At 67.0% G+C, this 22,747-nt stretch carries 20 protein-coding genes; 12 read left to right on the top strand and 8 right to left on the bottom strand.

The window, feature by feature from the left end:
* The first annotated feature begins 18 nt into the window (after window positions 1–18).
* Window positions 19–1,119, top strand: coding sequence for a tRNA 2-thiouridine(34) synthase MnmA (gene mnmA / locus Q5716_RS09510; protein WP_305002835.1), 1,101 nt, complete (start codon window positions 19–21; stop codon window positions 1,117–1,119).
* On the opposite strand, the gene Q5716_RS09505 is transcribed toward mnmA, so the two are convergent.
* Window positions 1,094–1,969 (bottom strand): alpha/beta hydrolase family protein, encoded by an 876-nt coding sequence (locus Q5716_RS09505; protein WP_305002834.1) that lies wholly within the window; start codon window positions 1,967–1,969, stop codon window positions 1,094–1,096. The two genes, mnmA and Q5716_RS09505, sit on opposite strands and share 26 nt — an antisense overlap.
* A 117-nt stretch (window positions 1,970–2,086) precedes the next feature.
* Here Q5716_RS09505 and ligA point away from each other — a divergent pair, with 117 nt between their 5' ends.
* The 5 genes from ligA (at window position 2,087) to gatA (ending at window position 8,383) form a co-directional block, all read left to right on the top strand.
* Window positions 2,087–4,345: an NAD-dependent DNA ligase LigA gene (gene ligA, locus Q5716_RS09500; protein ID WP_305002833.1), complete on the top strand. Its 2,259-nt coding sequence runs from the start codon at window positions 2,087–2,089 to the stop codon at window positions 4,343–4,345.
* 304 nt (window positions 4,346–4,649) lie between these two features.
* Window positions 4,650–5,969, top strand: coding sequence for an alpha/beta hydrolase (locus tag Q5716_RS09495; RefSeq protein ID WP_305002832.1), 1,320 nt, complete (start codon window positions 4,650–4,652; stop codon window positions 5,967–5,969).
* A gap of 72 nt (window positions 5,970–6,041) precedes the next feature.
* A complete protein-coding gene (locus tag Q5716_RS09490; RefSeq protein ID WP_305002831.1) occupies window positions 6,042–6,551 on the top strand; it encodes a hypothetical protein in 510 nt (169 codons plus the stop codon).
* A 39-nt stretch (window positions 6,552–6,590) separates the two neighbouring features.
* Window positions 6,591–6,890 (top strand): Asp-tRNA(Asn)/Glu-tRNA(Gln) amidotransferase subunit GatC, encoded by a 300-nt coding sequence (gatC, locus tag Q5716_RS09485; RefSeq protein ID WP_305002830.1) that lies wholly within the window; start codon window positions 6,591–6,593, stop codon window positions 6,888–6,890.
* Entirely contained in the window at window positions 6,887–8,383 is a 1,497-nt protein-coding gene (gene gatA, locus Q5716_RS09480; RefSeq protein WP_305002829.1) for an Asp-tRNA(Asn)/Glu-tRNA(Gln) amidotransferase subunit GatA, read from the top strand. Before gatC ends, gatA begins: the two co-directional genes overlap by 4 nt.
* 30 nt (window positions 8,384–8,413) lie before the next feature.
* On the opposite strand, the gene Q5716_RS09475 is transcribed toward gatA, so the two are convergent.
* A complete protein-coding gene (locus Q5716_RS09475; RefSeq protein ID WP_305002828.1) occupies window positions 8,414–8,965 on the bottom strand; it encodes a CGNR zinc finger domain-containing protein in 552 nt (183 codons plus the stop codon).
* Window positions 8,966–9,035: 70 nt separating this feature from the next.
* On the opposite strand from Q5716_RS09475, the gene Q5716_RS09470 reads away from it, so the two are divergent.
* Complete coding sequence (locus tag Q5716_RS09470; protein ID WP_305002827.1) at window positions 9,036–10,040, top strand: EamA family transporter; 1,005 nt, start codon at window positions 9,036–9,038, stop codon at window positions 10,038–10,040.
* Between the two features lie 3 nt (window positions 10,041–10,043).
* Here Q5716_RS09470 and Q5716_RS09465 read toward each other — a convergent pair whose 3' ends face one another.
* A complete protein-coding gene (locus Q5716_RS09465; protein ID WP_305002826.1) occupies window positions 10,044–11,438 on the bottom strand; it encodes an HNH endonuclease signature motif containing protein in 1,395 nt (464 codons plus the stop codon).
* A gap of 135 nt (window positions 11,439–11,573) precedes the next feature.
* Here Q5716_RS09465 and gatB point away from each other — a divergent pair, with 135 nt between their 5' ends.
* On the top strand, window positions 11,574–13,097 hold the full coding sequence (gatB, locus tag Q5716_RS09460; protein WP_305002825.1) for an Asp-tRNA(Asn)/Glu-tRNA(Gln) amidotransferase subunit GatB: 1,524 nt from the start codon (window positions 11,574–11,576) through the stop codon (window positions 13,095–13,097).
* 45 nt (window positions 13,098–13,142) lie between these two features.
* Here gatB and Q5716_RS09455 read toward each other — a convergent pair whose 3' ends face one another.
* Window positions 13,143–14,270, bottom strand: a complete 1,128-nt coding sequence (locus Q5716_RS09455; RefSeq protein WP_305002824.1) for an AI-2E family transporter — start codon at window positions 14,268–14,270, stop codon at window positions 13,143–13,145.
* Window positions 14,271–14,315: 45 nt separating this feature from the next.
* Window positions 14,316–14,675: a YciI family protein gene (locus tag Q5716_RS09450; RefSeq protein ID WP_305002823.1), complete on the bottom strand. Its 360-nt coding sequence runs from the start codon at window positions 14,673–14,675 to the stop codon at window positions 14,316–14,318.
* Between the two features lie 244 nt (window positions 14,676–14,919).
* On the opposite strand from Q5716_RS09450, the gene Q5716_RS09445 reads away from it, so the two are divergent.
* Window positions 14,920–15,483, top strand: coding sequence for a hypothetical protein (locus tag Q5716_RS09445; protein ID WP_305002822.1), 564 nt, complete (start codon window positions 14,920–14,922; stop codon window positions 15,481–15,483).
* On the opposite strand, the gene Q5716_RS09440 is transcribed toward Q5716_RS09445, so the two are convergent.
* From Q5716_RS09440 to Q5716_RS09430, 3 genes are all read right to left on the bottom strand, one after another.
* Window positions 15,480–16,256: a 6-phosphogluconolactonase gene (locus Q5716_RS09440; protein ID WP_305002821.1), complete on the bottom strand. Its 777-nt coding sequence runs from the start codon at window positions 16,254–16,256 to the stop codon at window positions 15,480–15,482. The two genes, Q5716_RS09445 and Q5716_RS09440, sit on opposite strands and share 4 nt — an antisense overlap.
* 118 nt (window positions 16,257–16,374) lie before the next feature.
* Window positions 16,375–18,432 (bottom strand): nuclease-related domain-containing DEAD/DEAH box helicase, encoded by a 2,058-nt coding sequence (locus Q5716_RS09435; protein ID WP_305002820.1) that lies wholly within the window; start codon window positions 18,430–18,432, stop codon window positions 16,375–16,377.
* A 129-nt stretch (window positions 18,433–18,561) separates the two neighbouring features.
* The gene (locus Q5716_RS09430) at window positions 18,562–20,283 is read right to left on the bottom strand and encodes an AAA family ATPase (protein WP_305002819.1); all 1,722 of its coding nucleotides are present in this window, start codon (window positions 20,281–20,283) and stop codon (window positions 18,562–18,564) included.
* A gap of 272 nt (window positions 20,284–20,555) precedes the next feature.
* On the opposite strand from Q5716_RS09430, the gene Q5716_RS15950 reads away from it, so the two are divergent.
* From Q5716_RS15950 to Q5716_RS09425, 3 genes are read left to right on the top strand one after another with little or no spacing between them, the layout of a single operon-like run.
* Window positions 20,556–21,047, top strand: coding sequence for a DUF4231 domain-containing protein (locus Q5716_RS15950; protein WP_369523977.1), 492 nt, complete (start codon window positions 20,556–20,558; stop codon window positions 21,045–21,047).
* On the top strand, window positions 21,004–21,654 hold the full coding sequence (locus Q5716_RS15945) for a GTP cyclohydrolase II (RefSeq protein WP_369523976.1): 651 nt from the start codon (window positions 21,004–21,006) through the stop codon (window positions 21,652–21,654). The genes Q5716_RS15950 and Q5716_RS15945 overlap by 44 nt, the downstream gene beginning before the upstream one ends.
* A gap of 27 nt (window positions 21,655–21,681) precedes the next feature.
* Window positions 21,682–22,686, top strand: a complete 1,005-nt coding sequence (locus Q5716_RS09425) for a LacI family DNA-binding transcriptional regulator (protein ID WP_305002818.1) — start codon at window positions 21,682–21,684, stop codon at window positions 22,684–22,686.
* Window positions 22,687–22,747 lie beyond the last annotated feature (61 nt).

The following is a 22,747-nucleotide window of genomic DNA, read 5'->3' as shown; positions in this document are numbered from 1 at the left end:
GAACGTAGACTGGTCGGCATGAAGGTGCTGGCGGCGATGAGCGGGGGAGTCGACTCCGCCGTGGCCGCGGCGCGCGCCGTCGACGCGGGTCACGACGTCGTCGGAGTGCACCTGGCTCTCAGCCGGCAGCCGGGCACCCTCCGCACGGGGGCGCGGGGGTGCTGCACCATCGAGGACTCGATGGACGCCCGGCGGGTCGCGGGGATGCTCGGCATCCCCTTCTACGTGTGGGACTTCTCCGAGCGCTTCGCTGCCGACGTCGTCGACGACTTCGTCGCCGAGTACTCCGCCGGCCGCACCCCCAACCCGTGCATGCGCTGCAACGAGCGGATCAAGTTCGCCGCGCTCCTCGACAAGGCGCTCGCGCTCGGCTTCGACGCCGTCGCGACAGGCCATTACGCGAGCATCGTCACCGACGCCGACGGCAACCGGGAGCTGCACCGCGCGGCTGCCTGGGCGAAGGACCAGTCGTACGTTCTGGGGGTACTCACCGCCGAGCAGCTCGAGCACGCCATGTTCCCGCTGGGCGCGACACCCTCGAAGGCGGAGGTGCGCGCGGAGGCGGCGGCCCGCGGCTTCGACCTCGCGCAGAAGCCCGACTCGCACGACATCTGCTTCATCCCCGACGGCGACACCCGCGGGTGGCTCGCGGGCCGGGTCGGCGCGGAACCCGGGCCCATCGTCGACCGGTCGGGCGCGGTGCTCGGCACCCATGAGGGCGCTGCGGCGTTCACCGTCGGTCAGCGCAAGGGGCTGAGCATCGGGTACCCCGCCGAGGACGGCAAGCCGCGGTTCGTGCTCGAGGTGCGGCCGAAGACCAACGAGGTGGTCGTGGGTCCGCGGGAGGCGCTTGCCGTGGCCGAGATCGCGGGGTCGCGGTACACCTGGGCGGGCATCCCGCCGCAGTCGTCGAGCTTCGACTGCGAGGTGCAGATCCGAGCCCACGCCGATCCGGTACCCGCGGTCGCGGCAGTGACCGAGCACGAGCTCGTCATCACCCCCGTCGACCCGCTCGACGGGGTCGCCCCCGGTCAGACCGCGGTGGTCTACGTCGGCACGCGGGTGCTCGGCCAGTGCACGATCGACCGCACGGTCAGCGCGGTGCCGGTTCCCGCCTGAGCTCGTCGAACACGCGGAACACGTCGTCCCACAGCGGCACCGCGCGCTCCCGGAAGTAGCCCATGTGGCCGACCGCGCCGATCCCTCGCGTCGAGACGTCGATGTCGGCGGTGCGCCACGGGGCGGACGTGTAGCCCGTCATGATCGCGTCGCGCGCAGCCGGTTGCGCCCATAGATCGTCGGTGGCGTTCGCCAGCACCATCGGCGTCGTCACTCGCGCGTACTCCTCGCGCGCTTCGGGCAGCGTCGGGTCGTCGAGCAGACCGAACCGGCGGGAGCACCAGCGGCGCCACTGCCAGAAGATGTCGCTCGGCAGGTCCTCACCCGACATGACTCGGCTCCAGGGGAGGTAGCCGTGGGTCACCGTGAGCGCGGGGCCGACCAGGTTCCACACCGCGCGGACACGCCAGCGCTCCGCGCCCGGGATGAACCCGTCCCACCCTGTGCCGATGCCGAAGCCGTACATCCCCCGGATGCGGTCGGGGCGGGGCACCAGGCCGAAGGCCATGCCGCCGTACGAGTGGCCCACGAGAAAGACGGGTCGGGCATCCGGGTTCAGGGCGTCGATCGCGGCGTCCATGTCGCGTCGGGCCCAGTCGGTGAAGTCCATGCGGTAGCCGCGCAGGCTCGCGGGCCGGGACTGACCCGTGCCGCGGTAGTCGAGGGTGAGGGTCTCGAAGCCGCGCTCGGCGGCGGACTGGGCGAACCGGCGGTAGAAGCCCTGCGGCACCGCGGTCGCGCCCGCCACCAGGATCGCCGAGTGCGCGTCGGCCTCCGATCGAAAACGCGTGGCGGCGAGCTGCACGCCGTCGGTGGTCGTGATCGACTCCTGCGACTGGAGAACCGGCATGGCGCGAACCTAGCCACAAGAGTCGGGATGCTCAATCGCCTCGTAGCATCCCTACAATCGCCGCCCGTCCTGGGCAAGGCCTGACTGTCGTCGGGGGTCAGCCGTAGGCTGAGAGCCGTGGCAGACGAGCTCGTTCCCCAGCACGCGGATTCCGCCCTTCTCGCAGCCAAGGCGGAGGTGGACGAGCTCACGGCTCGCATCCTCGAGCTGCGCGACGCCTACTACGAGCGCGACGAGGAGCTCGTCAGCGACGCCGAGTACGACGCGATGATGCGACGCCTCGAGGAGCTCGAGCGGGAGCATCCTGAGCTCCAGGGGCAGGACAGCCCCACCCAGACCGTCGGCGGGCGAGCCGCGTCCCTCTTCGACCCCGTGCAGCACGCCGAGCGAATGCTGAGCCTCGACAACGTGTTCTCGATCGACGAGTTCACGGCGTGGGCGGCGAAGGTGGAGCGCGACGCGGGGCGGCGAGTCGACTACTTGTGCGAGCTCAAGATCGACGGACTCGCGATCAACCTGCGGTACGAGAACGGTCGCCTGACGTCGGCCGCGACCCGGGGCGACGGCGTGGTCGGCGAGGATGTCACGGAGAACATCCGCTTCGTGCAGGGCATCCCCGCGCGGCTCTCGGGCTCGGGGCATCCGCCGATCGTGGAGGTGCGCGGCGAGATCTTCTTCCCCGTCGAGGCGTTCCGCGAGCTCAACGCCGAGCAGGCGGAGTCGGGGGAGCGCGTCTTCGCTAACCCGCGCAACGCGGCCTCCGGCTCGCTGCGCCAGAAGTCCGAGGGCAAGAACGCGGCCGCGCTCGACCTCATGCACCGCCGACTGTCGCGGCTCCGGATGCTCGTGCACGGCATCGGGGCGTGGCCGAACCCGCCCGTCTCCGCCCAGAGCGAGGTGTACGCGCTCCTCGCGGACTGGGGACTGCCGACGAGCAGCCACTTCTCGGTGCGCGACTCGGCGGCGGGCGCCGCCGAGTTCATCGAGTACTACGGCGAGCACCGCGACAGCGTCGAGCACGAGATCGACGGCATCGTCGTCAAGGTCGACGAGCTCGCGCTCCACGACGAGCTGGGCGCGACATCCCGCGCTCCGCGCTGGGCGATCGCCTACAAGTATCCGCCCGAGCAGGTCAACACGAAGCTGCTCGACATCGTCGTCTCTGTCGGACGCACCGGTCGGGCGACGCCGTTCGCGGTGATGGCGCCCGCGCACGTCGCCGGTTCGGTCGTGCGCCAGGCCACCCTCCACAACCAAGACGTCGTGAAGGCGAAGGGCGTGCTCATCGGTGACACCGTCGTGCTGCGCAAGGCCGGGGACGTGATCCCCGAAGTGCTCGGTCCGGTTGTCGAGCTGCGCGACGGCAGCGAGCGTGAGTTCGTCATGCCCACCCTGTGCCCGGAGTGCGGGACCCCGCTCGCGCCTGCCAAGGAGGGCGACATCGATCTGCGCTGCCCGAACGCGCGCAGCTGCCCCGCGCAGGTGCGCGGTCGCGTCGAGCACGTCGGCAGTCGCGGTGCCCTCGACATCGAAGGGCTCGGCGAGGTCAGTGCCGCCGCACTCACCCAGCCGCTCGTGCCGTCGACGCCGCCCCTCGAGACCGAGGCGGGGCTGTTCGCGCTGACTCTCGAGGACCTCTTCCCGATCGAGGTCGTCGTACGAGACTCGGAGACGGGCCTGCCGAAGCTCCTCGATGACGGCACCGAGAAGGTCGAGACACCGTTCCGGAGACGGCGCCAGAAGAAAGACGGCGAGTTCGATCCCGCTGCGCCGTTCTTCGGCGACGCCGAATCCGTTCCGTCGAGCCAGGCGACGCAGCTCATCGAGAACCTGGAGAAGGCGAAGACGAAGGAACTCTGGCGCATCCTCGTCTCGCTGTCCATCCGGCACGTCGGCCCGGTGGCGGCGCGTGCGCTCGCCGGCTACTTCGGTTCGCTCGACGCGATCCGCTCGGCGACGCGGGAGGAGCTCGCGGCCGTCGACGGTGTCGGCGGGATCATCGCGGATGCCCTGCTCGACTGGTTCGAGGTGGACTGGCACCGCGACATCATCGAAGCGTGGCGCGAGGCGGGCGTGCAGTTCGCGACTCCCGGACACCCCGGTCCCGGAGCGGCCGCGGCTGTCGACGGTCCGCTCGCCGGGCTCACCGTCGTCGCGACGGGCACGCTCGAGGGCTTCACGCGCGAGGGCGCCACGGAGGCGATCATCGCCGCCGGGGGCAAGGCCGCGTCGAGCGTCAGCAAGAAGACCGACTTCGTCGCCGCCGGTCCGGGAGCCGGGTCGAAGCTCACGAAAGCGGAAGAACTCGGGGTGCGCATCATCGACGCCGAGCAGTTCGCCCGCCTGCTCGCCGAGGGTCCCTCCGCACTCGACTAATCCCACGTTTCAATCCGCGGTATCCGTCGTCCGGAGCGGTCGGGGCCCCGGTTTGACCTGTCTCGTGCGCGGTTCGTGACGAATAGCGTCGAAAAGCGCCCCTCACCGGGCGAAATGTTTTCGTGCCGGTAACAATCTGGCCCCCATACGGGGCGGTCTATCCCCTACCATGGGGGGTGCATGGCAGCCCCCTGGGGTGGGGAGGGAGCTGGCGTGCAAGCGAGGGGAAAAACCCGAATTGCTGTTTGACGTCGCAGCTGTTCTCACCACCTCGGCCCTGGGTATGGTCGCCGAGGCCTTTGACGTGCCGCAGAACAGCTCGGCGGCGGTCTCGGTGGTGCAGTCGCACGTCGCTCCGAGCGACCTGAGCCTGGCCATCCCCGTCGTCCTCGTCCTGCCCGCCGCGGTGCCGGAGCCCTTCGTCGGGCCGGAGCCGGGCGCCAGCGCCGATCTTCAGGGGTCGCGGCTGCTTCAGGAGCTCTCGCTGCTGTCGGCCGCCGACGTCGCCACCTTCCTCGAGTCGAACCCTGCAGCGGTCGACTCCTTGCTCGCCAACCCGCCGGCCGCCCGGGCCGTCGGCATCTGGTGGTCGGCGATGGACCTGCAGCACCGGCGAGCCGTGCAGGAGGCGAGCCCGAAGCTCGTCGGCAACCTCGAGGGCATCCCCTACGTCACCCGGGATGTCGCGAACCGCCAGTTCCTCACCCAGACCATGACCGAGCTCAACGCCGTCATCTCGAGCGACGACTCCGGACGGACCGTCGTCGATTCGGCCAAGCGACAGCTGACCATGCTCGAGTCGATCTCCACCGCGCTCGGTAGCAGCCAGTCGCTTCCGCGCCGCACGCTCCTCAGCCTCGACGTCGAAGGCCAGGGCAAGGCGGCGATCGTGCTCGGTGACCTGCGCACCGCCGACTACGTGAGCTACCTCGTGCCCGGCATGTTCTTCTCCATCGAGAACCAGATGAGCGACTGGACGGATGCTGCCGCTCGCCTGCACGAGGAGGAGCTCAGCTGGCTCGAGCTGTTCGGTGAGAGCTCGAGCACCGTCGCGACTGTCGCGTGGATCGGCTACCAGACCCCCAACCTCACCAACGTCGGTGGGATCGGTCTCGCCGAGGAGGGGCGGGATGCTCTCGCTCAGGCGATCGAGGGACTGCAGTCCGTGCGGGCTGCCGACCAGCCGTACCTGACGATCATCGCGCACTCCTACGGGTCGACCGCGGCACTGCTGGCACTGCAGGAGTACGACTTCGAGGTCGATGCGCTCGCCCTCGTCGGGTCGCCGGGCAGCCCAGCGAAGTCCGTCGACCAGCTGCACGTGCGGAACGGAAACGTGTGGGTCGGCGAGGCCCCGTGGGATCCCATCCCCAACAGCGCCTACTTCGGCAGCGACCCCGGCTCGGCCAGCTACGGCGCCAAGCCGATGGGGGTGGGTGGTGGCCTGGACGTGATCACGGGGGAGACGCTGCTCGCCTCGAGCGGACACAACGAGTACTTCAGCGCGGGCACGGAGAGCATGCGCAACTTCGCCCTCATCAGCATCGACAAGGGGCGGTACGTCACCGACGGCAGCGCGGCGGATGCGTCAAAGAAGCTCCCGGTGCTTCCGCACAGCTTCTGATCGCGGCATCCGCAGCACCCCGAGGGACTGTACCCCGACTGGTCCGTCTATTCTGTCCCCCGACAAGTGGACATGACTCGCTCCAGGGGCGATGTTAGGCTCGCGCAGATCGGGGGAACGAAGGGACCTGTTCTGAGAGGATCCGCGGTCACGATCGGGGTTGGCGCCGCAGCCGGCCTCGTACTCGCCGCACTGAGCGGGTGCGTCGTCGTGCCCGGAAGCGGACTGACCGCCGAGGAGGCGCGCACCGAGCTCTACGACTCGCTCGACCGCACCGAGACGGTGCTCGGCGGTCTGTGGGACAACCGCGACGACCCCACAGCGCGGGGATGCCTCATCCCGCTCTGGGTGGAGGGGGAGCACTACCCGGGGCTTCGGCTCGGGTCGGCGCCGGACGACAGGCAGGCTGCCGCAAACTCCGTTCGGGACACGTGGACCGAGTGGGGCTACCGTGTCACCCAGACGCTGGTGGGTGAGGTCATCGAACTGCAAGGTCGCAGCAGTGTCGGCGAGCTGCTCGTGTTCCGGGTGACGGAGGAGGCGATGACGCTGCAAGGCGAGAGCGAGTGCCGACCGGAGTGATCGCGTCGGGCGGGTGTCCGCCGCCCGTAGACTTGTCCGGTGTCTGAAATAACTCCCGACGTCGTCACGCACCTCGCGCAGCTCGCGCGCATCGCCCTGACCCCCGACGAGATCCAGACCCTGACGGGCGAGCTCGGCGCGATCGTCGACAACGTCGCGAAGGTGAGCGAGGTCGCGACTCCGGATGTCCCCGCCACCAGCCACCCCATCCCGCTGAGCAACGTGTTCCGCGACGATGTGCCCGGCGTTACTCTGACCACCGAGGAGGCGCTCGCCGGAGCGCCCGAGCACGACGGCAGCCGTTTCATCGTGAGCGCGATCCTGGGGGAGGAGCAGTGAGCGAGCTCGTCACCCTGTCCGCTGCCGACCTGGCGGCGAAGCTCGCTTCGGGCGAGGTGACGTCCGTCGAGGCCACTCAGGCGCACCTGGACCGCATCGCCGCGGTCGACGGGGATGTGCACGCGTACCTGCACGTGTCGGGTTCGGCACTCGAGGAGGCCGCCGCGATCGACGCGCGCCGGGCATCCGGTGAGAAGCTCGGGGAGCTCGCGGGCGTCCCCGTCGCCATCAAAGACGTACTGTGCACTGTCGGAATGCCGTCGACGGCCGGCTCGAAGATTCTCGAGGGGTGGATCCCGCCGTACGACGCGACTCCGGTCGCACGCATGAAGGCGGCGGGGCTCGTCGCGCTCGGCAAGACCAACATGGACGAGTTCGCGATGGGCTCGTCGACCGAGCACTCGGCGTACGGTCCGACTCGGAACCCGTGGGACTTCGGGCGCATCCCCGGTGGCTCCGGCGGCGGTTCTGCTGCCGCGGTCGCGGCGTTCGAGGCACCGCTCGCCCTCGGTTCGGACACCGGTGGCTCGATCCGTCAGCCGGCGGCCGTCACCGGGTCGGTCGGGGTCAAGCCGACTTACGGCGGGGTGTCGCGCTATGGTGCGATCGCCCTGGCGTCGTCGCTCGACCAGGTCGGGCCGGTCTCGCGGTCGGTTCTGGATGCCGCACTCCTGCACGACGTCATCGGCGGACACGACCCCCGCGACTCGACTTCGCTCACCGATCAGTGGCCGTCGTTCGCCGAGGCCGCTCGTGCCGGAGCGCGCGCCGACTCGCTCAAGGGTCTGCGAGTGGGGGTTGTGAAGGAGCTCGACAGTCCGGGCTTCCAGGCCGGTGTCTCGCAGCGCTTCCACGAGGCGCTCGAACTGCTCACCGCGAACGGTGCTGAGATCGTGGAGGTCAGTGCCCCGCACTTCGAGTACGCGGTGGCTGCGTACTACGTGATCCTGCCGGCCGAGGCATCCAGCAACCTGGCGAAGTTCGACTCGGTGCGGTTCGGGATGCGCGCGGCGGTGCAGGGCACGGTCGAGGACGTGATGGCGGCGACTCGCGAGGCGGGTTTCGGACCGGAGGTGAAGCGCCGCATCATCCTCGGCACGTACGCCCTCTCGGCCGGGTACTACGACGCCTACTACGGCAGTGCGCAGAAGGTGCGGACGCTCATCCAGCGCGACTTCTCGGCAGCCTTCGAGCAGGCAGACGTGTTGGTGTCCCCGTCGGCGCCGACGACCGCGTTCGAGTTCGGTGCGAAGCTCGCGGACCCGTTGGCGATGTACCTCAACGACGTCACGACGATTCCCGCGAACCTCGCGGGTGTTCCGGGTATGAGCCTGCCGATCGGGCTCGCGCCCGAAGACGGCTTGCCGGTCGGCTTCCAGATCATGGCGCCGGCTCGCGAGGATGCTCGGCTCTACGGTGTCGGAGCGACTCTCGAGCGGCTCCTCGAGGAGAGCTGGGGCGGGCCGTTGCTCGCCCAGGCGCCGAAGCTGTAGCGCGAGGCGTTCACCGCGAGGTGCGGTGGGTCAGTTAGCGGCGGCGCGTTCGCGGAACGCGAGCTGGTTCATGCGGTTGCCGCAGCGCACGCTGCAGAAGCGTTTCGATCCGTTGCGGGACAGGTCGAGCAGCAGACCGGTGCAGTCGTCGGCGTCGCAGACGCGCATGCGGCCAGTCTCGTCGGAGCGGATGACGTCGGCGAGGGCGAGGGCGGCCTCGACCCGGATGCGTTCCGCGAGGGGTGCGTCGGCGTCGGTCGCGTGCAGGTGCCAGTCGAAGTGGTCGTGCCGCACGAGGTAGGGCAGGGCGTTGGCGTCGCGGAGCATGGCGTTGATCTCGAGCGCCGCGTCATCCCGGTCGAGGCTCCAGATGTGGCGCAGCCGGTCGCGGGTCTGCTGCACGTCGGCGAGTTCGCGCTCGTCGCGATCGAAGCGACCGGAGTAGGTGTGCTCGTCGAGCAGCGCGGTGAGCTGGGCGGGGGTGGCGATCTCGTCGGTGCCGGATCGGGACGCGGTCGGGTGGGTGTTGCCGAGCGCGACGACGAACTCGAGCGTGTCCTCGGTGTCAGGGGCAAAATGCAATTTGACTCCTTATTCGGCACAAGTCTACTGTCAGGACTATAAGCGGCTTCGACCCTGACAGGCGGTAGAAATGAGTGGGCAGTTCTCGCAGACCCGCGGTCTCGTGTTCGGGGTTCTCGCGTCGCTGACGTTCGCGACGTCGGGGGCGTTCCTGAAACCGCTGCTCGAGTCGGGCTGGAGCCCCGCGGCGGCGGTCACCGTGCGGGCGGGTGTGGCCGGTGTGGTGCTCATCCCGTTCGCGGTGGTGGCGTTGCGCGGTCGGTGGGGCACGGTGTGGACCGCGCGCTGGCGCATCCTCGGGATGGGGCTTGTCGGGGTGGCGGGCACGCAGCTCGTTTACTTCGCGTCGTTGCAGCGGATTCCGGTGAGCACGGCGCTGCTCATCGAATACCTGGCGCCGTTGCTCCTGGTGGGGTTCGTGTGGGCCACCACTCGGCGTGCGCCGCGACTCGTGGTGCTGCTGGGCTCGCTCGTGGCTGTCGGGGGCCTCGCGCTGGTCATCGGTCCGGGTGCGCTCGGGGCCGTCGATGGGCTGGGCTTGTTCTTCGCCGCGCTCGCGGCGGTCGGCTGCGCGGGGTACTACGTGATTGCGGCGCGGCCGAGTCGGGGGCTGCCGCCGGTGGCGTTAGCGGCGGTCGGGCTGCTGCTCGGTTCGCTGTCGCTCGGTCTCGTCGGGCTCACCGGGCTGGTCCCGCTGGAGGCGGACACCGACTCGGTCGTGATGTTCTCGCTCGAGGTGCCGTGGTGGGTGCCGCTGGTGTTCGTCGGGATCATCGGCACGGCGTTCGCGTACGTGTCGAGCATCGCCGCGTCGGAGATGCTCGGATCGCGACTCATGTCGTTCGTCGGACTGCTCGAGGTGGTGTTCGCGTCGGTGTTCGCGTGGATATTGCTGGGGGAGGCGCTCACCGTGCTCCAGCTCGTGGGCGGTGCGGCGATCCTCGCCGGCATCGCACTCGTGCGCTCGGACAAGCAGACGGATGCTCCGCTCGAGCCCGGCGCGGTGGATGATTCGGCTCCGGACGTGCCCGCCACCGCGGCCCGGTCTCGACCCGATCCGACGTTCACGCGCTGACGTTCACGCGCTGACGAGCACGCTGCGCTGACGCTCGCGGGCACGCCGGACGGCGGGGCTGGTGCTGTTCAACTCAATCGGGACCCGCTGCGAGTCGACCTCGGCGGGCGGGATCAGCAAGTAGGTGCAGTCCTCCCGGACGATCCGCCACCCGTTGTTGTGCAACAGCATGTGATGGTGTCGGCAGAGCAGTACTCCGTCGGCCACGTCGGTCTTGCCGTGATCCCGTGCCCATTCGTTGATGTGGTGGGCTTCGCACCAGCTCGGTGGTCGATCGCAGCCCGGCCAGACGCATCCGCCGTCCCGGGCAGCGAGCGTGACGCGTTGCCCTCGAGAGAACAGTCGGAACTCTCGACCCAGGTTGAGCACCTCGCCGCTGTCTCCGAAGAGGATGGGAACCCCGCCGGCCTCGCAGATGGTGCGCTGGGCGGTGGCGACACTGACGGGCTCGCCCTGACCCTCGAAGAACGCGGCGCCGGTGCCGCTCTCGAGATCCGCGAGCGTGACGACGATCTGCGCCGCCGGTCGCCGAGCGCCCACGAAGGTCGCGGTGTCCGCGAGGGCGCCGAGGCGCAGGAGCTCCAGGAACATGTCGTGCGCGAACTGCTCGAGGGTGCGAGGGTCGCGGGACACCGCGTCGGCAGCGGCAGCAGCATCCGGGTCGACGAAGCGCGGTCCGCCAAGGCGGGCATTCGTGACCGCGTTGTACTGCGCCTCGAACTCGGCCGAAGCGGCGAGGTCGAGGCCCCAGTCGACGCGGAGGGACCCGTCGGCTCGGCGGTTGATGCGCAAGTAGCGCCGCTCGTGCACCGCCTTCTCGTGCTCGAGCCCAAAGGCGTCGTCGATCGCCGCGCGGACCTCCCGCGCTCGGATCGCGAGCTTCTCCACCGTGATCTCGTCGGCGAGGGCGATGAGCGAGCGGGCGGCGTCCGCGAGAGCCGCCACGGTCACGTCGCCCGTGGGAGACCCGAGGCCGGTGCGGATCACGTCGGCCGCGGCGAGCGTGAGGGTGCCCATGGCGACGGCGGCCGCGACATCCCGCAACCACGGTGCCGTGATGTCACTCGACGGCCGCTCGGGCGCGAGATCGACGAGCATCGACCCGACGGAGACCTGGGTGCGGGCATCCTTCGCCGACACTCCGGTGAGGTGCTGGATGAGCTTCTCGGGCGTGCGCGAGCCCATGCGCTGAGCGAGGCCGGAGTGCCCGAGCTCGGGGCGAGAGCGGTGGGCGATCTCCGCGGCGATCGAAGCATCCGCAGCATCCAGTCGCCGTCGGATGTCCGCGAGAAGCTGCTTGTCGGCCAGCAACTCCGCGTCCGTCAGCGCGGACACCGACGGCGGCACGAACGCCACCGACAGGTCCGCGAGAGCGGAGTACGGGCTGGATTGAGGCATATAAACACTGTATCAGGAGTCGAACATAGATTCGATAGTCCGCCGGGAATCCGTGGACAACTCGCGACGCCGCTCACGGGGGAGGAGAAGACCACCCGGCACGAGCCCCCGACGCCTCGCAACTAGAATCGTCTGGTGGCTAAAGCTGATCTGATGGACTACGACAAGGCCCTCGAACTCTTCGAGCCGGTGCTCGGCTTCGAGGTGCACGTCGAGTTGAACACCCAGACCAAGATGTTCTCCGACGCCCCGAACCCGGCGGCCGCGGGCGGCAGCCACAGCGAGCAGCCCAACACGATGATCACCCCGGTCGACCTCGGTCTGCCGGGCAGCCTCCCGGTCGTCAACGAGGAGGCGGTGCGCTCCTCCATCCGCCTCGGTCTCGCGCTCGGCTGCAGCATCGCCCCGTCGAGCCGTTTCGCGCGCAAGAACTACTTCTATCCCGACCTCGCCAAGAACTACCAGATCAGCCAGTACGACGAGCCCATCGCGTTCGAGGGCGAGGTGGAGATCGAGCTGGCGAGCGGCCGAGTCATCCAGGTTCCCATCGAGCGGGCGCACATGGAGGAGGATGCCGGCAAGCTCACCCACGTCGGCGGCGCGACAGGTCGCATCCAGGGTGCCGAATACTCGCTTGTCGACTACAACCGCGCGGGCGTGCCGCTCGTCGAGATCGTCACGAAGATGATCGTCGGTGCGGAGTCGGATGCTCCGGAGGTCGGCAAGGCGTACGTCGCCGCCATCCGGGACATCGTCGTCGCGCTCGGCATCTCGGAGGCGCGCATGGAGCGCGGCAACCTCCGCTGCGACGCGAACGTGTCGCTCAAGCGCCGCGGCACCGACCAGCTCGGTACTCGCACCGAGACGAAGAACGTGAACTCGCTGCGGTCGGTGGAGCGGGCCATCCGCTACGAGATCCAGCGGCAGGCGGCCATCCTCGAGAAGGGCGGCACGATCATCCAGGAGACCCGCCACTGGCACGAGGACACCGGCGTGACGTCGGCCGGCCGTCCGAAGAGCGACGCGGACGACTACCGCTACTTCCCGGAGCCCGATCTCCTGCCCGTCGAGCCGTCGGCCGAGCTCATCGAGGAGCTGCGCGCGACCCTGCCCGAGGCGCCCGCGATCCGTCGCCGCCGTCTCAAGGAGGCGTGGGGGTTCACGGACCTCGAGTTCCAGGACGTCGTCAACGGCGGCCTCCTCACCGAGGTCGAGCAGACCGTCGCGGCCGGCGCCGCTCCCGCTCAGGCACGCAAGTGGTGGACGGGTGAGCTCACCCGCATCGCGAACGACCGCGGGGTCGAGGCATCCACGCTCATCTCCCCGCTGCACGTCTCGGAGGTCGTCGCCCTCGTCGAGAACGGCACCCTCACCGACCGCTTGGCGCGCCAGGTGATCGAGGGCGTCATCGCGGGGGAGGGCTCGCCGACGGAGGTGGTCGACTCCCGCGGATTGAAGGTCGTGTCGGATGACTCGGCCCTCATCGCTGCGATCGACGACGCTCTGGCGGCTCAGCCCGACGTGCTCGAGAAGATCCGCGACGGCAAGGTGCAGGCGGCCGGTGCTGTCATCGGCGCGGTCATGAAGGCGATGAAGGGCCAGGCGGATGCGGCGCGCGTGCGCGAGCTGGTGCTCGAGCGCGCCGGGTCGGCGGAGTAACTCGAGCCGGGCATCCGGCGCCTAAGGCGAGCCGGGAATCCCGCCCTACCGCGCCTCCTGCCGCGGCCGGATCACTCGCTCGAAGATGAGGATGCCCGCCGCCACCACGGGGATGGCGACGAGCGCCCCGAGGATTCCGCCGAGCGATGCTCCGCCGATCGCGGCGACGATCACGAGCGCTCCCGGCACGGCGACCGCCTTGGACATCACCCGCGGGCTGAGCACGTACGCCTCGATCTGCATGTAGATGAGCAGCAGCACTCCGGCGATGAGGGCGCCGATCGGCGAGACGAAGAGGGTCGACAGCACGACGATAGTCGTGCCGATCACCGGGCCGACGACGGGGATGAGCGCGCAGACGAACGCGACGAGCGCGAGCACGATCGGCACGGGAGCGCCGACGGCGGTGGCGATCACGAAGGTGACGAGGGCGTTGATGAGGGCGAGGAGCAGCTGGCCGGCGACGTACTTGCCGACGGACTGGAGGATCTCGTCGGTGACCGACCGGAAGCCGTCGCGGCGCGATCGCGGCACCGCCTGGTAGACCTTCTCCATCACCACCGGCAGCGTCACCGTGAAGTACAGCGACAGCACCGTGACGACGATGACCGCGGTGACCGCCTCGCCCAGGCCCGAGCCGATCGACAGTAGTCCGCCGCCGATCGACAGCCAGCGCTGCGGGTCGCTAAGGAAGGTGGTGAGCTGGCTCGTGAGGTAGTCGACATCGATGTAGGAGCCGACGGTGGAGGTGAGCCACTGCACCCACGGCTGTTCGGGGAGGCTGGCGGCGAACGCCGGGGCATCCTCGATCAGCTTCGTCACCTGCCGCACGATCACGGGGACGACGGCGAGCGCGACCAGGAAGCCAGCGATCAGTCCGGCGAGCACGATTCCCAGCGAGGCGACCCAGCGCGGGATGCCCCGGCCGGTGGTCCATCGGATGATCGGCTCCAGTGCGAGGGAGATGAAGTACGCCACCCCGATGTACACGAGGACCGTGGCGAGCTGGGTGACGGCTCCGATGATCGCGAGCCCGATGCCGACGCCGAGGGTGCCGAGTAGCCCGACCGTGAGGGCATTGAACTGGATGCGGCGGGCCGGTGTCCGGCCGGCGGCGGTGCCCGCGTCGCGGCGCAGTGCGCCACTGGCGCGGAGTAGGGGTGTCGGTCTCATCGAGAGGACTCTATCGGGGGCGGTGGCGCCGGGGCGCGCCCCCGTTCAGGTGCGCCAGGCTCCCTCGACGAGTGAGACCGCGCCTTGGCGGACGGTCATCGTTCCCCACTGGGCGGCCGGGCAGCGCTTCGCCCAGTCGATGGCTGCGTCGCGATCGGGGACGTCGATTACGAAGACTCCGCTGAGTTGCTCGGCCGAGTCATCCGGCGCCGTCTCGACGACCTCGCCGCCTCGCACGGTGACGGCGGCCGCCGCGGGGTAGAGGACCTCACCGGCGACGAGGACTCCCGCGTCGTGGAGGGCGGCGCCGTAGCGATCCATCTCGACGCGGCCCGCCTCCATCTCTTCGGGGCTGAGGGCGGCGCCACCCGCCTCGGAATAGCTCATGAGGAGGGTGAATCGCATGAGGGGGCCTTTCGGTGGTGGGCGCGGGGCGCGGTATGTGAACAGCGTATACATCTGGACCACATGTTCTCGGTAAACTGGCCCGCATGGCTTCTAGCGTCCAAATTGTGGTGACGCGCGAAGAATCACTCTCGGTGCGGAATCAAGGACCCAGGGTCGTGGTCGTGGACGACCAGCCTCGCCGGGACTCTTGGCTCCCTGAGGTGGTGACTGGGTGATAGTCGTTGATACTGGGACTATCACCGTGGTCTCGATCCTGGCGGCTCTGGGGTCCGCAATAGCGGCCAGCATCTCCGCGGCCGGCGCGCTCACCCTAAGCAGGAATCAGTCGAGAGCAGAGCTCGGGGCCGCCCTCCTTCAGATTGCTGAAATCCTGAACACGCCTGAAGCCAGGGCTCAAAGGCGTCGGCTTTACGGTCTTCGTCGGGAAAACTTTGCGAATTGGTCCCGCAAGGATCGGGACGCTGTTGACGGTCTCATGGCTCATTTCGACCTCGTGAGCACTCTGATTGAGGGTGGACAAGTAGATCGGAAGCTGTTCCTCCGACTGTATGGAGATGTCTTCTTCAAGGTGATCTACCAAGCAGCTCCCTACGGGGTGAGCGAGATTGCCCACCGAGGCCCGCAGTTCCTGCTTCCGAGCCGCCGGGTGGCCCAACTGCTGGGATCCACTTGGCAACACGAATCCCTTGCTGGCGCCTTCCCCACCGAAATCGGCTTTCCTAGCTATCCCCATCTCGCATTTACCTATGACGCCTACTTGAGCGACGCGCACGTCGAGCGCTTTCTGGTTAAGCCGGCTCGTTAGCCGCGACTTGCTTCGAAATCGACGTCGATTGCGGAGGCGTTGACCAGATGGACTACCGAACTGGGCCAGTCGGGACTGTAGCCAGCCCTCGCAAGAGTTCTGCGGTAGGCAAGCGCTTTGTCGCGTCCGTGAAGCACCAGCGTGGCTTCTCTACTCTCTGCGAGGTTCGCGATTCCCAGTGTCACCCCAAATCGCGGCACATTTTCGAGGTCGCCGAAGGTTGGGTAAGTGACGAGGTTGTCCGAGCGGGTTAGCGGACCGAGTTCCACGATTCTGGTCCGGGAATGTTCGCTGCTTCCGGGGCCATTGAAGCCGACATGACCGTCTGAAGCTCCAGAAGCCAGAATCGCAAAATGAACGCCTCCTTTCTCGCGGAGCTTTCTCTCCATCTCTTCTGGCCGAGATGCATCCGGGACCAGGACATTAGCCGCCGACATGCGCAACGAGCAATCTGAGACTGCATTGAGGGGGTCCAGGCCATGTTCCGTCAAGAACCGGTGCGCACTTTGGGGGGATTCGATCGGAATGTTCCGTGGTCCAGAAGGCGTGACCTCAACGTAGGAGTCGAGTGCGACCAGGACCAGACGCCTTAGATCGAGCCTTCTCTCTCTGACTTCATTGACAAACGCCGACATCACAGGGATTGCCGACCGCCCGGACGGTACAGCGAGGACGTAGTGAGGATCGTCGCTCCTCGCCATCGAGTCGGCAATGCGCAGCGCTACGCTGCTCGCGAGTCGACTCACGGATTCGTGTTTGCGAACTTCTGTCATGGTGAATTACTTGGGTGTCAGGTGGTGTTGGACATCTGGGGTTATGTGAAAGGTATTCGGGAGGCACCTGTCAGGATAGTGCTCTGCTCCGGCGAGCAGTGAGCGCCTCATGTTCCGACTACGGCAGCACTCCCACCCACAGCCCGTCGCGCGCCCGCGTCATCCCCACGTACAGCTCCCGGCGCGCGAACTCGTGCCGCTCGAGCGCACCCGCGTCGTCGGGCACCGCATCCGCGAGAGTCGCGCGCGGAACCCCGACCACCGCGACCTGCTTGAACTCCAGCCCCTTACCCCGCTTGACGGTGCCAACCTTGACGGCAGCGCCGGGCTCGCCGCGGTACTCGTCGAGGTCGATGTGGGGGATGCCCGCAGCATCGAGCGCGCGCTTGGCGTGTGCGACGGCCTGATGGTCGAGTCCGAGCACGGCCACATCACCCAGTCCGGTTCCGACGAATGACGTGACGTGCTTGAGGTGCGCGACGAGCGCCGCGTCGTGGTCGGCGCGGGAGGCGGCTCGGTGGATGCGCGGCGGTTCGCCGTGGCGGATGACGGAGGCCGCAGCATCCAGTCGTCCCTCAAGGTCGTTGAGCTCGAGGTCGTCGACCATGTGGGAGGCGAAGTCGACGATCTCGGCGGTGTTGCGGTAGTTGGTGGTCATGACGACGCCGCGACCGGTGAGGGAGATGCCGGCCTCGGCGAGGGTGAAGCCGCCGGGGTAGATGGTCTGGCGCCCGTCGCCGATGAGGGTGAGGCCGTCGTCGCGGTCGCCGACGAGACTGTGAAGCATCCGCACGGTTTCGCACGAGAGGTCCTGCGCTTCGTCGACGATGACGGAGCGGTAGGTGTCGAGCGGGTCGGCGCGGAGGGATGCGGCGGCCATCGAGATCACGTCCGAGAAGTCGTGGATGCGGGCATCCCGCAGTCGCTGCTCGTAGTCGACGTACAGCTGCCAGACGGTTCGCCGCTGCTCGATGCGCAGGATGCGCCGGCGCCCTTGGCGAGCGAGGTCTGCGTAGGCCTCGAACCGGGTAATGGCACGGCCCTTGATCACGTGGTGGATCTCGTCGCGCCAGTACTGCTCATTGGGGTCGATCGCGCGCAGCTCGGGGGCAGTGCGCCAGGCCGCGTCGAAGGCTGCGTTGGCTGCCTTGACGTCGACCCGGCACGGGATGCCGCGCTCGCGCAGCAGGCGGAAGGCGAACGCGTGCGCGTTGACGAAGTCGATGCGGTCGACGACGGCGGGGGCCATCCGTCGCATGAGTGTCTCCTGCACGGCGGGCAGGGACTTCACGAAGGTGGTGACGAGCACGCGGCCGGTGGTCTGGCGCGCGAGGTAAGCGGCGCGGTGGAGCCCGACCACGGTCTTGCCGGTTCCGGCGGCGCCGCGGATGCGGGACGGCCCGGAGAAGCTGCGACGCACGACCTTGGCCTGGTCGGGGTGGAGGAACGACATCCACTCCTCGATGGGGGCGGCGAGCATCCCCTCGAGGAGCGCCTCGCGCACCTCCTCTTCGCTGATGAGGTCGGGCTGGATGCTCTGCTCCGCGAGCACTGGCTCGGGCACTGCCGCCACGACGGGCGCAGGTGCTCCGAGCACCGGGAAGTGGCGCAGCGCCGCGCCGAGCACAGCATCCACCTGCGACCCGGTGAGCCGAGTGCCGCGCCCGGTGATGTAGCGCAGGATGTCGTGCTCGCCCACCACATCCACGGTGCCGACCATCTCCTTGATGCCGCGCTGGCCGGCGAGGACGGCGACCGCGTGGACCTCGCCCGGAGCAAGGCCGACCTCGGCCATCACGTGCTCGGTGCCGTAGGCGAGGTCCGCGAGGTTGTCGAGGTCGTCGGTGACGTCGGCCTGGCCGCGGAAGATGTGGCCCCCCGCGATGGTGACCTCCTTCCACGCCTTCGTGTCGACGATGAAGACGCCGCCCGGTCCGACGACGATGAGGTCGACCTGGGCGCCGCTGCGCGTGCCGGGCCAGGCGCGGTCGGGGAGGAGGTGGTGACCCACGGCGCTGAGGGGAACGAGCCGGCGGGCGACGCTCGCCTCGGTCGTCGCCGCGATGCGGTAGCGGGCGGATGCTTGTTCCGCTTCTTCGGCGGCGCGGCGGTGCTCAGCCGCGAGCGCGGCTTGACGCTCCGACTCGACGCTCGCCGAGTACCCGGCAGCTGACATGAATCCCCCCAGTCGATCCGGCCATCGACGTGAAACTCAGTCTGCATGTGAGCGCGGCTCAGTGCTAGGACGTGTTTGGGGGTCATGCGGTAAAAGTCGGCAGTGGTCGCAGCAGGTTGCACTGCCTCCTCACCTATTGGCATCCCGAACTCTCTCGACAATCTCGGCGACCTTATCTCGAAGGTCCATCTGCCAAGAGTCACCACTCCATCCTTCATCAGCAATCGCGCGGGCAATCGTGATCTTGCTGGGGGTGTTGCTTGAGCCGACGAACGGTGTCCCTAGGTGCTTCTCCCATTTTCCCTTTCGCAGCGGGTATGTCCGATTTGGGTACTTCTCGCTCAAAGCCCGCGCGAGGGCCTCAACAGGAACATAGTTTTCGATTTCCCGCCCCTGGGTCACCCACGCTAGGTTTCCCGACCTCGTTGCTTCGTCGACGATCCGCTGCTTGGTCGCGTTTAGTGGATCGGCCGCTCGGTGGCGGTCTGAGTCCATGACTACGGCATATCGGCGGGCCATCCGTTGTAGCTGGATAAGGTCGAGCACTTCTTCGTCGTCAAAACCAACTTGCGCGAGAAGGCGACCACCGTAAAAGACAATCGAATAGTGCACCCCCTCCACAAGGTCAGGCGCAAGTGCCTCGATCCAAAGTCGCAAGTAGATGCGATCCGAAGGCCCTTCCGCCCAGACGACGTAGTTTGATTGAACGACGTCAGACGGGCGCGCGCCGAGGGCATGAGTCAGCGATGCACGATCAGCCTCTGTTGCCGCGAGCTCGAGGTGAGTGTTGCCGTCCTCCATTTCGGCCCGAACTATTGTCACATCCGGTGAGTTCAGCAAATGTGCCGAGTGCGTCGACATTACGAAACGGTTCTGGCCCTGCGAGTGAAGGTAACGAACCAATTGACGTTGCAATGCCGGATGGAGGTGTAGTTCTGGCTCCTCGATACAGACCACAGTATCTGTGGGAAACGTCGCCGCGGCGGCGATTAGGATCACCTCTTCGATGCCTGTTCCCAGGCGCTCGAGTTGCATTTCGCCGTTGCTTGTCTGCACATAGATGGTCTTCTTGTCGCCGGGCACTTCAAAGACTGCTGACTCGTCGTCCAGAACGCTCCTGAGGAACTTCTGAAGCTCCGAGTATTTTGCCTTCATGGCCTGCCGTTTGACGGAATCGCTGGGGGCCTGGTGGTCCGCAAGTTGATTGATCAGTGCGTCGAGCTGAGGTCTGTCGAGGTGCGTGGTTCCAGCTGGCATGTTGTCAATAGCGGTTATCCTCCGCATGGCGCCCAAGTACTGCGTCTCGGGCAGGCTATGAACTATCTGCCAGCTGTCAACGATACGGTGCCAGTCAGCATCGGACCCACCGCTATGTTGATTCGTTAGCAGCGAGGACAACTGTGCAAGTAGATGGGTGTCCCCATTTAACGCCTCAGCAATTTGGCTGTAGTCAGGTGCAACGGACAGCTGCCGATCCCTTTGCTGGACGTCGAACTTAAACCAGGTCGCACCGTCGCCGTCGAGATCGAAACTCGGAGAGGTCAACGCTTTCCTGAGGGCCCGGTAATCCTCGCCCTCTATGCGCATTTGGGCGTAGTCCTCATCACCCAGCGCGAATGCAGCGATCATCTGCCGCGCATCGCCATTCCATCCGCGTGGCGTATCTTCGGGAGCGGCAAAGACATCGTCTCTGTCCAGGGTCTGTCGACCGCGAAGGATAGGCATGACGGAGTGAAGCAATGCGAGGGCGTTCGACTTGCCAACGTTGTTCTGCCCAGCAATCAGGGTTACGGGACCGATCACACGCACTTTTTGGGCCTCAGAGCTGCCGAAACTGCGGAAGCCGCTCAAGCCGAAACCTCTAAAGTCCACAACTCTCCTCGAGCGTCCCGAACAGGATTCAAGATATCGGACGACCTCCCGTTTGGTCGACATGGCAGGTCGCCGTCGGTCGGCTCGCTAATTCTGAGGCCCCCACACCCCATAGCCCTGCTGGAACGCCCATGGATCCAGATTGCACTGACCGCGATCGCGACAAGCGAGTAGGTAGTGGGAAACGACTCCATTGCAGACGCGGTGCTTCGTTGTCTAGTCGGTAACCTCGCACTATCGGCGGTTAGTCAGTGAATGGAGCGCGGATAGTTGTGAGCGAACAAGCAACGGCAGACGTTCTCAAGGATTGCGATGCTATTACCTCGTCAATCAAAAAGAAGGCGGACCATTACAAGCGCATGTCCAGGATCTTCACCATCCTGATCGCAGGATTCACGGCCTCGATCCCAGTGATTGTGGGTCTACCGATCGAGTGCGATTGGATAACCCGAACCCTTCCCGGTGTTCTGGCGGCCACGGCGGCGCTCGCAGCAGTGGCGGTTCAATTCGAAAAGCCTCAGGAACGTTGGAATCTTTACAGGCGTTATCAACGAATATTGGAGGGAGAGCGCCTGCTGTTTACCACTCGAACCGGCATCTACAAGTCAAGATCGCGGGATCGAAGGCTCGCTCGTAGACTGACAGAACTCCAACTTGATCTCCACGATGAGTGGTCAGGCTTAGTTCCAAGGAGCGCAGATGTCGCGTCCAGCGCGAGCGGGCTCGGAGGTCTCCGTGGATAAGGCCGATAGTGCATCCTGTCGGATCGAGACGGTCTACGGCGTATCTCAGCTGACCGTTTTTTCGTTCGGTCCGAACGAACAGGACAACATTTTGTGCCTGTCCGTTCCGACAGAGGAGAGCCGTCCACTGGTGCGAATACAAAGTGCGTGCTACACCGGCGAGATCTTCCGTTCACTGGATTGCGACTGTCACGAGCAGCTAGACGAAAGCATGCGAAGGATTCACGCCGGCGGAGGTTACTTCATATACATGTTGGCCGACGGTCGCGGGGCAGGGCTGTTAACGAAGGTTAGAGGGCTCGCACTCGGGGACAATGAGGGACTGGACACGTACGACGCATACGTGCGTCTAGGGGTTGAACCTGACCCACGGAAGTACGCGCGCGTACTGAGCGTCCTGCAGCACATCGGCTTATCGAAGATCGAGCTGCTGACGAACAATCCTCGGAAAATTGAGGCGTTGCGAGATAGCGGGATTTCAGTTGATCGGGCGCCCTTACAGATTGATCCGACGCCAGCGTCGGCCCAGTATCTCGAGGCCAAGAGAACCAAATTCGGACATCTTCTTGATTCGTCTCTCATCCGCGGGGATATTGAGGGCAAGTAATTGCCAAAACCACCCACCGTGTACGACGTGGCCGCCCAGGCGGGGGTCTCGATCGCGACGGTGAGCCGTGTCATCCGGGATCCCGACACGGTGAAGGCAGCCACCCGCGACCGAGTCAACGCCGCTATCGAACAACTCGGCTACGTCCCCTCGGCCTCCGCCCGCGGGCTCGCCGCGCGGCGCACCAATGTGATCGGGCTGTTCTTCCCGCGGCATGACGACGTGGAGCCGCCGGCGCTCGCCGAGCAGACGGAGGTGTCCGTCATCACCGGTGATGACGAGCAGCCGGAGAACGAGAACCTGTACTACGACGAGGTGCTGCGGGGTGCCGAGCTGGAGGCGAGTCGGCGGGGGTTCGCGCTCATGATCGCGTCGGGTACCGGGGGAGAGCTCGAGCGGCTCGTCACGGACCTCGCCGGCCGCGTCGACGGGCTTGCAGTGCTGGCGGGGACCGTTCCGATGGAGATGCTTGAGCGGGTCGCGCGGCACATCCCGGTGGTGCTGCTCGGCGGCGACGGGCGCCAAGACAGGTTCGATCACGTCCACTCGAACAACGGGCCGGGTATGAAGAAGCTCGCCGAGCACCTGCTCGAACGGGGCGCCAAATCGTTCGCCTACGTGCGCGGTCCGGAGGGCGTCGCGGACGACGACGAGCGATTCGGAGGATTCTCCCAGGCGGTCGGAGATCGGCCGGTCGAGGTGGTGCGCGGCGACTTCACGCGACGCGGAGGTCGCGCCGCCGCTCGCGCCCTCACGTCCACCCCCGACGCGATCGTCTGCGCCAACGACCAGACCGCGCTCGGGGTGCTCGACGTCATCACCCCGCACGAAGGAAAACCCCTGGTCACGGGGTTCGACGGCATCGCGGCGGGGCGGCACAGCAGTCCCAGTCTGACGACCGTGCACCAGCCGATGAGCGAGCTGGGGAGGGCCGCGATCGACGTCGTGACGACGCGGCTCGAGCATCCCGACGCGCCCCGCCAGACGCGCACTCTGCCGGTGCGAGTCATCCTTCGTGAATCCGCTCCATAAAGCTCGAGCAAAAGCAAGGGGCTTGAATCCCCGAAATGTATGCGCTTACAGTCGAGTGCGG

The sequence above is a fragment of the Antiquaquibacter soli genome (assembly GCF_030580675.1).
GTDB lineage: Bacteria > Actinomycetota > Actinomycetes > Actinomycetales > Microbacteriaceae > Rhodoglobus > Rhodoglobus soli.
Note: the sequence above shows the minus strand (reverse complement) of the source record. Positions and strands in the feature narration are given on the sequence as shown.

What these genes read in the sequence shown, in the direction of transcription:
- mnmA (WP_305002835.1), top strand. Translation starts at nt 19, where the DNA reads ATGAAGGTGCTGGCGGCGATGAGCGGGGGAGTCGACTCCGCCGTGGCC.
- Q5716_RS09505 (WP_305002834.1), bottom strand. Translation starts at nt 1,969, where the DNA reads ATGCCGGTTCTCCAGTCGCAGGAGTCGATCACGACCACCGACGGCGTG.
- Q5716_RS09490 (WP_305002831.1), top strand. Translation starts at nt 6,042, where the DNA reads ATGACTCGCTCCAGGGGCGATGTTAGGCTCGCGCAGATCGGGGGAACG.
- Q5716_RS09470 (WP_305002827.1), top strand. Translation starts at nt 9,036, where the DNA reads ATGAGTGGGCAGTTCTCGCAGACCCGCGGTCTCGTGTTCGGGGTTCTC.
- Q5716_RS09465 (WP_305002826.1), bottom strand. Translation starts at nt 11,438, where the DNA reads ATGCCTCAATCCAGCCCGTACTCCGCTCTCGCGGACCTGTCGGTGGCG.
- Q5716_RS09455 (WP_305002824.1), bottom strand. Translation starts at nt 14,270, where the DNA reads ATGAGACCGACACCCCTACTCCGCGCCAGTGGCGCACTGCGCCGCGAC.
- Q5716_RS09450 (WP_305002823.1), bottom strand. Translation starts at nt 14,675, where the DNA reads ATGCGATTCACCCTCCTCATGAGCTATTCCGAGGCGGGTGGCGCCGCC.
- Q5716_RS09440 (WP_305002821.1), bottom strand. Translation starts at nt 16,256, where the DNA reads ATGACAGAAGTTCGCAAACACGAATCCGTGAGTCGACTCGCGAGCAGC.
- Q5716_RS09435 (WP_305002820.1), bottom strand. Translation starts at nt 18,432, where the DNA reads ATGTCAGCTGCCGGGTACTCGGCGAGCGTCGAGTCGGAGCGTCAAGCC.
- Q5716_RS15945 (WP_369523976.1), top strand. Translation starts at nt 21,004, where the DNA reads ATGTCGCGTCCAGCGCGAGCGGGCTCGGAGGTCTCCGTGGATAAGGCC.